The sequence below is a fragment of the Limnobacter sp. 130 genome (assembly GCF_902506325.1).
In the GTDB taxonomy this organism is placed as follows: Bacteria; Pseudomonadota; Gammaproteobacteria; order Burkholderiales; family Burkholderiaceae_B; genus Limnobacter.
Genome location: NZ_LR732328.1, coordinates 1,250,040 through 1,262,991 on the forward strand (window position 1 = coordinate 1,250,040; position 12,952 = coordinate 1,262,991).

Genomic DNA, 12,952 nt, shown 5'->3' on the forward strand with positions numbered 1-12,952 from the left:
TCGGTTTCTAGCTCAGTTACGTGGATTGCCACCCAACAAAAACGCAACAGGTGCAGCGTTCTTGTTTTTGGGTTTGTTACTGCCCACTGTAGACTGGCCCGACGCAGCGGCTTCAGCAGCAGCCTTGTCTTCTTTCGATTCCTGATAAGGCTGATTGAACAGCGAATCTTTCACACGTGTTTGTGCCAATTTGGCGCGCAAACGCTCGTATTCCGCATCTCGGTGAATGGGTGCGTTGTCGTTAAAACGCGCACCTTGGTAGGAAGTGTCTCGAGAAGGGCGACGTTCACGCGCAGGTGCTGCGTCGTCTCCCGTGCGGGCGGGGCGGCGGTCTGAGCGTCCTTCGTAAGTACGCGAATCGCTGCGACCCTCGGTACGCCCTTCTGTCCTCGAACCGCTACGGCCATCGCGACCACCGCGTTCTTCACGCGGCGCACGTACACCCGGCACAAAGCCTTCCAGTTCTTCACGTACAAAGGCTTTGCCAATCAGTTTTTCAATGTCTTTCAATGCCCGTTCATCGCGCTTTACAACAAATGAATAGGCCGTTCCCTTGGCGCCAGCACGGCCCGTACGGCCAATTCGGTGCACGTAATCTTCAGGTGTGGTGGGCAAGTCGTAATTGATAACGCAAGGCAAATCGGCAATGTCCAAACCACGGGCAGCCACATCGGTGGCAACCAGCACGGTTACCTCGCCAGCCTTGAATGCTTCAAGCGACTTGGTGCGTTCTGCCTGGGTTTTGTCACCGTGAATTGCGGTGCTCGAAACGCCCTGCTTTTCAAGGTAAATCGCCAAACGAGCCGTGCCCAACTTGGTGTTGGAAAACACAATGCCCTGGCTCAGCGCCTTGCTTTTAATCAGGTGGCAAACGGCCATGCGTTTGTCTTCTTCACTGTCGAGCGCGAAGATAACCTGCTTGATGTTTTCAGAAGTCGCATTGCGGCGCGCCACTTCAATCAAAGTGGGCGACACCATGAAGCTTTTCGCCAGCTTCTGGATTTCAGGTGAAAAAGTGGCTGAAAACAGCAAATTCTGGCGAGTTTTTGGCAATAAATTAATAATTCGCTGCAAATCGGGCAAGAAGCCCATGTCCAGCATGCGGTCGGCCTCGTCAAGCACCAACACCTGCACTTGGCCCAAATTGATACTTTTTTGCTGAACATGGTCCAGCAAGCGGCCAGGCGTGGCAATCACCAGTTCTACGCCACGGCGCAAGGCCTGAATTTGAGGATTGATATCGACGCCACCATACACCACGGTCGAGCGCAGCGGCGTGTGCTTGGCATAGGTAAATACGTTGGCAGCGACCTGGTCAGCCAGCTCACGGGTAGGTGTCAAAATCAGTGCGCGAACCGGGTGACGGGCTGGCGAGGTATTCTCGGTGGCCAGCGGCATCAATCGGTTCAGAATGGGCAATGAAAAGCCGGCGGTTTTACCCGTACCGGTTTGAGCAGCACCCATCACATCAATGCCGGTTAATACAACCGGAATGGCTTTGGCCTGAATCGGCGTAGGCTGGGTGTACCCCTGTTCGTCGATGGCTTTCTGGATACTGGGGTGCAGCGCGAAGTCTGCAAAGGTTACATTCGCGAGGGCGGCTTCTTCAGCTGCGCTGATGGTATTCGGTTCAGTTTGTGTCATGCACGCATTCTAAGCCTATTTGATGCTTATTATTTGTGCAATCGCTTTAAATTCATCTGCTGCACCGGCTGGGTGCAGCAAATGTACTTTTCATACAACAGCCAATTGCTGGCCCCTGCTTACAGGTTTTCAGCAATAAACTCGTCCACATGTTTAATGGCCAAACGTCCTGCATTGGCCTGCGAGCTTTCAGTACCCCAAGCCACGTGCGGCGTGATGATACAACGTGGGTGTTGCCACTTCACCATCAGGTGATCACGCGGAGGGGGTTCAACCTCCAGTACATCCAGCGCAGCACCACCCAAGTGACCACTCTCAATGGCCTGCTTCAACGCTTCAAACTGAACCAGTCCGCCGCGCGCGGTATTGATCAGAATTGCGCCTTTTTTCATCTTGGGAATGGTGTCGGGGCCAATCAAGCCCTTGGTTTGTTCATTCAACGGGCAATGCAGGCTCAGCACATCACTGTGGGCCAAACCTTGCTCGAAAGTCACATAACCATCTCGCGGCTTGTCCACGCCCTGGCGCTCAATGTGCAAAATGGTCATGCCAAAAGCCTTGGCAAATTCAATCAACTTGCCACCAATTGCACCGCTGCCCAAAACACCCAGTGTTTGAGTGTTCAAACCACGCATGGGCAGTGTGTGCAGGCAGAAAAAGCGCGACGCGCTCCAGCTGCCATCGTGCACCAGCGCTTCCCACTCGGGTACACGGCGCGTTAGCTGCAAAATACAAGCCATGGCGTGCTCAGCCACTGATTCGGGGCCATAGTTCACGACATTGCTAACCTTGATGCCACGCTCGGCGCAGGCGGCCTTGTCCACGTTGTCGGTACCGGTGGCCACCAGTTGAATCATTTTCAGATTGGGTGCAGCGTCAAGCTCGGCAGGGCCAATTTTGACTTTGTTGATGATCAGAATTTCGGCGTCCTTGATCCGCTCTTTCAACGTGTCTGCGGTGGTGAAAGGATATTCTGTCCAGGTGTGTGCGCAATTTGGGCGCGGCAACGAGGTTCGTACGGTTTCGCTTTCCAGCCAAACAATCTTCATGGTCGTGTGTCTCCGGTTGAGTTGCTAGAAGGCTAACGCCTAATTGCTGGCTTCGACACTGGGGCTAACCATGAAAATCGGCATGGCGTTACACTGGCACATGACTGGAGGATAAATTGTGGCGGGCAAATACGAAGGCAAAATCAATATGGCCGTGGGCGTAACCAAACAAAAGCTGGGAGAGATCACGGGCAACAAGAAACTGCAACGGGAAGGTCAGTTTCAAAAACTGAAAGGCGCCACTCAGGATGCCGCTGAAACAGCAAAAACAACGGTGAAAAGCACAGGCAAAGCCTTGGGCAAAGAGGTCAACAAAGGCCTGAACCAGATACGCAACAAACTCAAACCTTGACAACCACATCTCGGACCTGGGGCTCACTGGCCACCCCTGCGATCCGGTAACAATTCTTGCCTGCTTTCTTGGCTTGGTACATTTGCTCATCGCTGATTTCAAGCAATTCTTGAATGGAGTGCCCGTGCAAAGGGTGCATGGCTGCGCCAATACTGCAGGACACAGTCAAACCGTGATTTTGGCGCACGCGCACCAACAATTTGTCGCAGGCAAAGGATTCAATAATTCGTTCAGCAATATTCTTGAGCAATTGGATATTGCAGCGAGCCACGATAATTGCAAACTCATCGCCCCCCAAACGCGCCACATGATCCACATTGCGCGTGGCGCCTTTAAGCAGCGTTGCACTGGTCTTCAAAATCTGATCGCCCGCTTTGTGGCCCAAAGTGTCGTTTACCGCCTTGAAACCATCTAGGTCGAGAAACATAAGCCCCAATGTTTCACCGGGCAATAGCCTGGAAAGACGAGCCTCCAGAGTCATCTCAAAACCGCGACGATTCAGCACGCCAGTCAGTGGGTCACGCTCTACCTCGTTGCGCAAATCTTCCACGTTTTTGCGAATACTGACGTCATCGACAATCAAGACAGCATGTGCTCCCTGAATTTTGTCGTTGTAAACCGCAAACCGGAATTGCAGAACCCGACCATCGGTAAAATTCAACTCCACCGGCATCTCGTGGTTGCCAAAGTAGTCGGTGACCAAGTCTTTCAGGCGAATGCGCTGTTCTCGAACCACTCCAGCCCGAATCAATACCTGCTCCAGATTGGCCGATTGAGTATCCAGCCCCTCGATTTTCAGCATCTTGGCCAACGCTTTGTTCATGTAGAGCAACTTGAAATGCTCATCCAGATAAGCAACGCCACTGGCCAGCGACGAAAGCAGCATGTCCAGCCGGTTTTTCTCTGAAACCGAACGTGCATGGCTCTCTTCCATGGCCTTCATTTGCAATTCAATGGCCTGAGCCATGCTGTTAAAGGCGGCCCCAAGGCAGGAAATTTCATCCCGCCCGGTGACCTCTATTCGCGATTGAATTTTCCCCGACTGCAATTCCATCGCTTTGGTCCGCAAGTCTTCCAGGCGGGCGGAAAGTGTATTGCTCAAGCCCAGCAAGATCATTGAACAGGCCAGCGCACTGAGCAGAAAAACACCGGCAAGATAAAACAACATATCGTTGCGGCTGCGATACACCTCGTCTTCATCAAACAAAATCATGAGTTGCTGCCCGGCACTGGGCAACTCAAAACTCGCCAGCATGGCTGGCTCTGACATCGATAAATTTTCCGGCACATCGCCCATGGCGTCAGTCAGCTGGCCATCCACGTTGACCCAAACTGCGGCTGGTTTGTAGCGGAAGTAGAAATCCCGGACAACGGAGGACAGGGTACTCAGTGAATGATTTTGATTGGCCAGGTGGGCTTGAAACAACTCAGCCTGAAAACTTTCCTGAATGCGATGCAAATCCTGCTCGGCCAAATTACCCATGTGCGTGTATTGAATGGACGTAAAAATGCCGCCCAGCAACAACTGAGCCACAAACGTAGTAAGCAACCATTTCCACTTGAAAGACATGCTGAACAAGCCCGTTTTGGAGAACATTCGCAGTCAGTATGCAGACTCATGTTGAAGCCAGTAATCCCACGAGAGGGGCACATTTCCGGCAATCGAAAAAAAAATGACTTATTTCTGCAAAGGGGTGTTGTGTTCAATATTGTTTTTTGCCATAATTGCGGGCTTGCCGAGGTGGCGGAATTGGTAGACGCGCTGGACTCAAAATCCAGTGTTAGAGATAACGTGCGGGTTCGATTCCCGCCCTCGGCACCAGCCCCCAGGACAACATGAGAGCAACCATGAAACTGTCCGAATTCGATTTCAATCTTCCAGAACAGCTCATTGCCCAACACCCACCTGAACACCGTGGTGAGTCGCGTTTGCTGGTTTGCGCTCAAAATAATCCAATCGAAGATCATCAGTTTCCCCATGTGCTGAATTTGCTTCAGCCCAACGATGTACTGGTCATCAACGACACCAAAGTGCTGAAAGCGCGCCTTGAGGGTCAAAAAGCAAGTGGTGGAAAAATTGAGGTCATGCTTGAGCGAATCCTTGATGACAAGCGCTTCACCGCCATGATTCGGGCCAGCAAATCCCCCAAACCGGGCAGTGAGGTGGTGTTGGCCGGCGTGGCAACAGCCCGGGTACTTGCCAAACACGACATGATGTACGAGCTGGAACTGCTTGAAAGCAGTTTAAGCCTGCCCGACCTGCTGGATGCACACGGTGCCTTGCCCTTGCCCCCTTACATTGAACACAGCGCCAACGCACAAGACGACGAACGCTACCAAACCGTGTTTGCGCGTGAGCCCGGTGCTGTAGCCGCCCCCACGGCCGGCCTGCATTTCACGGAAGAATTACTGCAACAGCTACAAGCGCGCGGCGTGAAACTGCTCAACCTGACACTGCATGTGGGCGCAGGTACCTTTTTGCCGGTTAAAACCGACAATGTGGAAGAACATGTCATGCACAGCGAACGCTATGCAATTTCAGGCAACGTGGTCGCCGCCTTGCGAAAGGTCAAACTGAACGGCGGTAAAGTAGTTGCAGTGGGCACCACTTCCTTGCGGGCACTGGAGGCCTGGGCGACCGAAACTGGCTGCAATTTAAACACCAGCGAAGGCCTGAACCAGGCTGCGCAGTTTGCCGAAACAGGCCATGCCGGAGACACCCAAATTTTCATCAAGCCTGGTTACCCATTCAAGGTGGTTGACCGGTTGATTACCAACTTCCATCTGCCAAAAAGCACATTGTTGATGCTGGTGTCCGCTTTTGCAGGGAAATCCAACATCTTCAAGGCGTACGAACACGCAATTGCGCAACAATACAGATTCTTCAGTTATGGCGACGCCATGTGGCTTGAACGCACCGAATGATCGAATCTGCTTATCCCATTGTTTCCCACGATGGCAGCGCCATCCAGATGATGCGCTGGTCAAATTCCGACAGCAAACCCAAACTGCACTGGGCACACGCCACCGGTTTTAACGCAAAAACCTACACCCCTCTTCTGCGCGACCTGCTACCGCATTTTGATGTGCACACGTGGGACATGCGTGGCCACGGCGAAAGCCGATCTGCAGGAAATCCAAACACATTTCGGGGCTGGACCACCTACTACAAAGACCTGGTCGCCGTACTTGACCAAGCCACTGAACCCATGTGGCTGGCAGGCCACTCCATTGGCGCCACCACCAGCCTTGCTGCTGCGGCACAACGCCCTGAAAAAGTGAAGGGCCTTATTCTTGTAGAACCTGTACTACTCGACCCCAAACAGGGTTTTGCGCTTCGCTTGGCCAACTGGTTTGGCTTTGCAGACCGAATTGCCATGGCTACCGCAGCTGCCCGCAGGCGGGCAAGTTTCCCCACGCACCAAGACGCCTTTGAGAATTACCGCAACAAGAAAGCCTTTGGTACCTGGAGTGACGAATGGCTACATGCTTATGTTGAACATGGTTTTGTGCCCGCACACAACAACGAAGTGGAGCTGGCCTGCCCGCCCCACTGGGAATCACTGACCTTTCAACACACCGAACCCAACGCTTCGCGCTGGATTCGCGACCCGGGCTGCCCGATTCATATTCTTGCGGCCGGAAAAGGTTCTACATTCCCGGCGACTGCGCATGCACGCATTCAAAAACGCTTACCCAAGGCACGCATTGAAGTAATCGCCGATGCCACCCACTTTTTGCCCATGGAGCACACCGGTCTTGTGGTGCAAAGAATTCGGGAATTGGCTGGGGTTTAAGCCCAGCCAGAAATAAAAAAAGCCCGGTGAATTCTCACCAGGCTTTCTCTATACACAACGATTGGATCGAATTTATTCGACCGCTTTCACCATGTCTTCAATCACTTTCTTGGCGTCACCAAACACCATCATGGTTTTGTCCATGTAGAACAACTCGTTGTCCAAACCAGCATAACCCGCGTTCATGGAACGCTTGTTCACGATAATGGTTTTGGCCTTGTAGGCTTCCAGAATCGGCATGCCTGCAATGGGGCTCTTGGGGTCTTTCGCAGCGGGGTTCACCACGTCGTTTGCACCCAGCACCAATACCACGTCGGTTTGTGCAAATTCGCTGTTGATGTCTTCCATCTCGAACACCTGGTCATAAGGCACTTCAGCTTCAGCCAGCAACACGTTCATGTGGCCAGGCATACGGCCTGCCACAGGGTGAATCGCGTACTTCACTGTGACGCCCATGTGGGTCAGCTTCTCGCTCAGTTCCTTAAGCGCGTGCTGGGCACGAGCCACCGCCAAACCGTAACCGGGCACAATCACCACGGTTTCAGCGTTGGTCAGCAAGAAGGCTACGTCATCAGATGAACCGCTTTTCACGGTGCGCTGCTGGCCATCACCTGCTGCTGCCGCATCCGCCTCTCCACCGAAGCCACCCAGAATCACGTTAAAGAAACTGCGATTCATGGCCTTGCACATGATGTAACTAAGAATTGCGCCTGACGAACCCACCAGCGAACCTGCCACGATCAACATGCTGTTGTTCAGCGAGAAACCAATGCCTGCCGCCGCCCAACCAGAGTAGCTGTTCAACATGGACACAACTACCGGCATGTCGGCACCACCGATTGGAATAATCAGCGTGACGCCCAGAATAAAGGCGGCTATGGTCATGATGATGAAGGGTGTCCAGTCTTGCGTAATCGCAAACCAGATACCGCAGCCAATCATCACGATACCCAAGATGGCGTTCAGCTGATGCTGGCCCGTAAAGCGCACAGGTGCACCCTGGAACAGGCGGAACTTGTACTTGCCGCTCAGCTTGCCGAAAGCGATGACAGAACCCGAGAAGGTAATGGCACCCACGAAGGTACCAATGAACAACTCAATTTTGTTGCCCAGCGGAATGTCGAACATGCCTTTTGCCGTGATACCGAACGCATCAGGCTCGGCCACCGCTGCAATCGCGATCGCCACCGCAGCCAAACCGATCATGCTGTGCATGAACGCGACCAGTTCGGGCATTTTCGTCATCTCGACGCGCTTGGCCATCACCGTACCCAAACCACCGCCCACCACCAAACCGGCCAGCACCCAGCCAAGCCCGGTCGCCGCAGACTGACCTGCGATTTCCGCCAGTTTGAAGATCAGACCAATTGTGGTGGCGATGGCAATTGCCATACCCACCATGCCGAAGGTGTTCCCCAAACGCGAGGTTGTAGGGTGTGAAAGGCCCTTCAAGGCCTGAATAAAACAGATTGACGCCACCAGGTACAACAGCGTCACTGCGTTGAAACTCAATTCCATAAATTTCTCCAGATCGCTGTTGGTTTATTTGTTCTTTTTCTTGAACATTTCAAGCATGCGACGGGTGACCAAAAAGCCACCGAACACATTCACGGCAGCCAGCGCTACGGCCAGCACCCCCATGAATTTGCCCAACGGTGTTACGGTCAGTGCAGCTGCCAACATGGCACCCACAATCACGATTGCGGAAATTGCGTTGGTCACCGCCATCAATGGGGTGTGCAGCGCGGGGGTTACGTTCCAAACCACGTGGTAACCCACGTAAATGGCCAGTACAAAAATAATCAGGTTGACCACGGTGGGGCTAATTGCGTCCATGTTGGCTCCTTCCTTAAGCGTTTTTGCGTTTGAGTTCGCCACCGGTGCACATCAGGCACGCAGCAACAATGTCGTCTTCCATGTCGATTTTGAAGGCGCCTTCCGTGTCGAAAACCAGCTTCAAAAAATCAATCACGTTGCGGGCATACAGTGCGGATGAATCTGCAGCCACCATGGCCGGCAGGTTTGCATAACCCACAATTTTCACACCGTTGACGTCGACAATCTCGTTCAGTTTGGACAAGGGGCAATTGCCGCCCTGCTCCACGGCCAGGTCGATCACCACCGAACCGGGTTTCATGGCGCGCACGGTTTCTTCGTGCAACAGGGTCGGTGCCTTGCGGCCTGGGATCAATGCTGTGGTGATCACGATGTCGCTTTTGATTGCTTTCTCGTGCACTGCGGCGGCTTGGCGCTTCATCCAGCTTTCAGGCATTGGGCGGGCATAACCACCCACACCTTGAGCAATTTCGCGCTCTTCGTCGGATTCGAACGGCACGTCCACAAACTTCGCACCCAGCGATTCAACTTGTTCTTTGGTGGCAGGGCGCACATCGGATGCTTCAATGACAGCGCCCAAACGCTTGGCCGTTGCAATGGCCTGCAAGCCTGCAACACCCACACCCAGAATCAACACGCGTGCAGCTTTTACAGTACCCGCAGCGGTCATCAGCATGGGCATGAAGCGCTGGTATACGTTGGCCGCAATCATCACGGCCTTGTAACCGGCAATGTTGGCCTGTGAAGAAAGCACGTCCATGCTTTGAGCACGTGTAGTGCGTGGCGCAGCTTCCAGTGCAAATGCCGTCAGGCCAGCCTTGTTCATGCCTTCAAGTGCTGCATTGTCAAAAGGGTTCAACATGCCGACAACAACCTGACCCGCACGATAGGCAGACAGTTCGTTTTCAGCGGGAGCCCGCACCTTGAGGATCATGTCACAGCCGCCGATTACATCCATTGCACGATCAACGATTGTTGCACCCACATCAATGTAGGCCTGATCGGTGATCGAGCTGGCAATACCTGCACCTGCTTGAACAAACACTTCGTGTTTTTGAGAAATGAGCTTCTTCACCGTTTCAGGTGTGGCGGCTACACGCGTTTCTCCGGACCTTGTCTCGGCCGGGATTCCGATTTTCATGGAACTTCTCCTTGTGGGAAAGCGCTTTTATTTGATGTTTAAGAACTGCAAATACACTGCTGGTGCGGACTATAGCACGGTAGTATCGCCCAATCTAAGGGATAACCACAACCCGGTATCTGACAATAATTCTTGTCAAATTATAATTAAACCGCCTCAAATTATGTTGAGTCCGAGATCTAAACATCAAATCAGAAAATTGATAAGCAAAGGGCTGCTTCTGCTTTAAAAATCAGCATTCAGATTAATGAAAAACGCCCGACCAATTTCCGGGTAAATCCCGTTCGGACCGAACTGCGTTCTGTAGTATTGCTTGTCGAATACATTCTGAACCTGGAACACCACGCTGTAACTGTCTTGCCTGTAGCGCCAATTCAGGTCGAGCACACCAAAACCGGGGATCTGTAGATCCGTATTTGCAGCAGACCGTTGATCGGATTGCATGTTCACAATCGCTTCCGTTGATACGCGTGATGTCCAGTCATATTCAGCGGCAACCTTCAAGTTGTGGGCTGCAACCAGTGGTACGCGACTGCCGCTGAGCGAACCTGACCGAAACTCAGCATCCAGATACTGATAAGCCGCGACCATTCTCAAGTCTTTGCGCAAGCTTCCATTCCATTTCAATTCAAGGCCTTTTCTGCGCAACTCGTCCAGGTTGCTGTTCAAACCATTGATGAACAATGCAGGGTCTACGATCGTAGGATCAAAAAACAATTCATTCTCAACGTCCATCACGAACAGCGTGCTGCTGAACTCACCTGTCCACATCGCAGTTTTCAAACCCACCTCCACTTCATCTGCAATTTGAGGGTTCAAAAACGGCACACGGGTTGTCCCCACGCCTGCAAAGCCATTTTCATTGGCATTCGGAATGCGGAAGCTGCGGGCGACTTTCGAAAAGACAGTGAGGTTCTCGGCTGCCTTCCAGGATGCGCCCAACTGATGTGCGACCAGTGAGTAATCCCGTGTTTCGCCGCTGGCTTTCTGTTGTTCGGACCGTTCGTAACGGCTGCCTGCATTCACACGCAACACATCGTTCACGGTCCAGTCGTCTTCAATGAAGATCGCATTGGATTCAAGCGTGCCTGCGTCAAACCCACGCAAAGCGGCTTTTTCAATGTCGTAACCGACACGAATGACATGCGCACCTGCGCCATGCGGCAATGTAAAGGTGAGGTAGGGACTAATCTGGTCTTGTTCATACTCTGACCGGGCGTTAAACACAAAACCACCCCCAAAGTCGAAAGATCCCAATGCTTCATGAGTACGACGACTTACACGGACACCCGTTCCCCAATTGCCGTAATCAGCCGAGCCATAGAAACGGAAGGTATTTCGTTCGAACGATCCAAAATCGTTTGGACTATTTGTTTGCTTTGGGTTTTGCTCAAACTGCGCACGATTCAGTGAACCAGGAAATCTGGATTTTGAACCCTCGGCGGAAAATGACGCACCCGCGCTGAACACATCGCCTTGCCAATCCAGCGCCAAACTACCCAAATCGCGGCTGGCTTCGCTGTTGTCTCGGTATCCGTTGGTGAATTCCTTGGAACCATTGAACACCAACGAAAAACCGTTAGCGCCGCCAAACAGGGTGGCGCCCAATTCCTTGGTGTCGTAAGAGCCATAAGACGCAAATACATCACCACCCACACCGTCGCGACCACGGCCTTTTTTGGTCGTGATCCGAATAACACCACCACTGGCTCCGCTACCGTAAGCAACAGAACTGCCGCCGCGAATAACCTCGATTGTTTCAATGCTGCTGACCGGAATACTGCCATAGCGGGGAGTGACGCCTTCGTTGTCATTCAACTTCACGCCATCCACCACAAACACCACATTGGCAGACGCGGTTTCACCAAAACCACGCAAGTCAACGGATGCGCTTCGGCTTCCGTCTAGCGGGGTACGGACATTGACCAAAGCCAGTTTAGACAACACATCGCGCACGGTGGTATAGCCAGACTGACGAATTTGCTCAGCCGTAATGACCGTGGTCGAAAAAGGCTGGTCCTTCTCAAGGACCGCAGTTTGAGTAGAGGACACAAACACTGGGGGAAGCGCATAAAACGCGAGTTCCTCTTGAGCCTGTGCGGGCAAAGCCGCCAACAAACAAACGATTGGTAATTTTTTGAAATGAATGAACACCTTGAACTCCAGTAAACTGCACCCACCGTGCGGCAATCAATTAACTGGAGAAGACAACACAGGCGAACGAACCACGCGCGCAAGCAAGCCAAGGACACAACAGCCCTGGAAGTCACGGAGAAAAGTTCGGTAAAAAACAATTGGCCGCCTGCGTGCTGCCTCCCCGCAGCACCAGTCGCTCGCCTGAATGGGACAGGCTGAACGGTCAAGGCCGGTATCCGGGCTTGTAAGTTTTGATGTGTCGCCTTCCCAGTTGCTGCGTTTAGAGCAGCTTTACTACCAGTGGCAAAATGACACACCCGCACTTACGTACCGTTGCGGGGGCAGCGCAGGCTTGAACCTGCTTCCCGTTTAACTGCGCTCAAAAAATGAGCACAAGCACCTTAACCCTGCTATTCTAACGTGTTTTTTTAACACCCAAACACCGGGCGCATGCCGTTTAGGTAGTGCGATTGAAAAGCCATGTCAGAAGTCTGGAAACCCAGCGTCACAGTAGCCGCCATTGTCGAGCATCAGGGCAAATTCCTGATCGTGGAAGAACACACCACCGATGGCATCAAACTGAACCAACCCGCAGGCCACCTGGATCCAGGTGAAACGCCACAGTTTGGTGCTGCCCGCGAAGCACTGGAAGAATCAGCCTGGGAGGTGAGCCCGGTGGGTTTGCTGGGCATCTACATGAGTCGCTACACAAGCTCACGCACGCAGGAAGATGTTACTTATCTGCGCTTTGCCTTTGCAGCCGAGGTGGTGAAACACCACATTGATCGCGCATTGGACGAAGGCATTATCCGCACACTGTGGATGACCGTTGAGGAGTTGCGCGCCAGCCAAGACCAGCACCGCAGCCCCTTGGTGATGCGTTGCGTTGAAGACTTCCTGAACTGGAAGGCTGGCAAACAGCCCATCATGCCGCTTGAGCACGTGTACACGCACCCCAGCGTGCTTGCTGGGCCAATGCCTCCCGGCGTATCTTAAA

Annotated in this window: 11 protein-coding genes, 1 tRNA gene and 1 riboswitch; of the genes, 5 read left to right on the plus strand and 7 right to left on the minus strand. The window is 52.8% G+C overall.

The window, feature by feature from the left end; translation table 11 throughout:
* Positions 1-12: 12 nt before the first annotated feature.
* Positions 13-1,644, minus strand: a complete 1,632-nt coding sequence (locus FRIGORI9N_RS05920; protein WP_159568911.1) for a DEAD/DEAH box helicase — start codon at positions 1,642-1,644, stop codon at positions 13-15.
* Positions 1,645-1,763: 119 nt separating this feature from the next.
* A complete protein-coding gene (locus tag FRIGORI9N_RS05925) occupies positions 1,764-2,693 on the minus strand; it encodes an NAD(P)-dependent oxidoreductase (RefSeq protein ID WP_159568912.1) in 930 nt (309 codons plus the stop codon).
* Positions 2,694-2,811: 118 nt separating this feature from the next.
* Between FRIGORI9N_RS05925 and FRIGORI9N_RS05930 the strand changes: the two genes are divergently transcribed.
* Entirely contained in the window at positions 2,812-3,045 is a 234-nt protein-coding gene (locus FRIGORI9N_RS05930; RefSeq protein WP_159568913.1) for a CsbD family protein, read from the plus strand.
* On the opposite strand, the gene FRIGORI9N_RS05935 is transcribed toward FRIGORI9N_RS05930, so the two are convergent.
* A complete protein-coding gene (locus FRIGORI9N_RS05935) occupies positions 3,035-4,615 on the minus strand; it encodes a diguanylate cyclase (RefSeq protein ID WP_159568914.1) in 1,581 nt (526 codons plus the stop codon). The genes FRIGORI9N_RS05930 and FRIGORI9N_RS05935 overlap by 11 nt on opposite strands.
* 165 nt (positions 4,616-4,780) lie before the next feature.
* Here FRIGORI9N_RS05935 and FRIGORI9N_RS05940 point away from each other — a divergent pair.
* The 3 genes from FRIGORI9N_RS05940 (at position 4,781) to FRIGORI9N_RS05950 (ending at position 6,842) form a co-directional block, all read left to right on the plus strand.
* Positions 4,781-4,867, plus strand: a tRNA-Leu gene (locus FRIGORI9N_RS05940).
* Positions 4,868-4,881: 14 nt separating this feature from the next.
* The gene (queA, locus tag FRIGORI9N_RS05945; protein WP_201301417.1) at positions 4,882-5,970 is read left to right on the plus strand and encodes a tRNA preQ1(34) S-adenosylmethionine ribosyltransferase-isomerase QueA; all 1,089 of its coding nucleotides are present in this window, start codon (positions 4,882-4,884) and stop codon (positions 5,968-5,970) included.
* Entirely contained in the window at positions 5,967-6,842 is an 876-nt protein-coding gene (locus FRIGORI9N_RS05950; protein WP_159568916.1) for an alpha/beta fold hydrolase, read from the plus strand. The genes queA and FRIGORI9N_RS05950 overlap by 4 nt, the downstream gene beginning before the upstream one ends.
* Positions 6,843-6,914: 72 nt before the next feature.
* On the opposite strand, the gene FRIGORI9N_RS05955 is transcribed toward FRIGORI9N_RS05950, so the two are convergent.
* The 4 genes from FRIGORI9N_RS05955 to FRIGORI9N_RS05970 all read right to left on the minus strand — a co-directional run bounded on the left by FRIGORI9N_RS05955 (position 6,915) and on the right by FRIGORI9N_RS05970 (position 11,973).
* Positions 6,915-8,360 carry an NAD(P)(+) transhydrogenase (Re/Si-specific) subunit beta gene (locus tag FRIGORI9N_RS05955; RefSeq protein WP_159568917.1) on the minus strand — a complete coding sequence of 482 codons (1,446 nt, stop codon included), beginning with the start codon at positions 8,358-8,360 and terminating at the stop codon, positions 6,915-6,917.
* A 24-nt stretch (positions 8,361-8,384) separates the two neighbouring features.
* On the minus strand, positions 8,385-8,678 hold the full coding sequence (locus tag FRIGORI9N_RS05960) for an NAD(P) transhydrogenase subunit alpha (RefSeq protein ID WP_008249635.1): 294 nt from the start codon (positions 8,676-8,678) through the stop codon (positions 8,385-8,387).
* Between the two features lie 13 nt (positions 8,679-8,691).
* On the minus strand, positions 8,692-9,819 hold the full coding sequence (locus FRIGORI9N_RS05965) for a Re/Si-specific NAD(P)(+) transhydrogenase subunit alpha (RefSeq protein ID WP_159568918.1): 1,128 nt from the start codon (positions 9,817-9,819) through the stop codon (positions 8,692-8,694).
* A 225-nt stretch (positions 9,820-10,044) separates the two neighbouring features.
* Entirely contained in the window at positions 10,045-11,973 is a 1,929-nt protein-coding gene (locus tag FRIGORI9N_RS05970) for a TonB-dependent receptor (RefSeq protein WP_159568919.1), read from the minus strand.
* 191 nt (positions 11,974-12,164) lie between these two features.
* A riboswitch (cobalamin riboswitch) is annotated at positions 12,165-12,374 on the minus strand.
* Between the two features lie 61 nt (positions 12,375-12,435).
* Between FRIGORI9N_RS05970 and FRIGORI9N_RS05975 the strand changes: the two genes are divergently transcribed.
* Positions 12,436-12,951: an NUDIX hydrolase gene (locus FRIGORI9N_RS05975; protein ID WP_159568920.1), complete on the plus strand. Its 516-nt coding sequence runs from the start codon at positions 12,436-12,438 to the stop codon at positions 12,949-12,951.
* Position 12,952 lies beyond the last annotated feature (1 nt).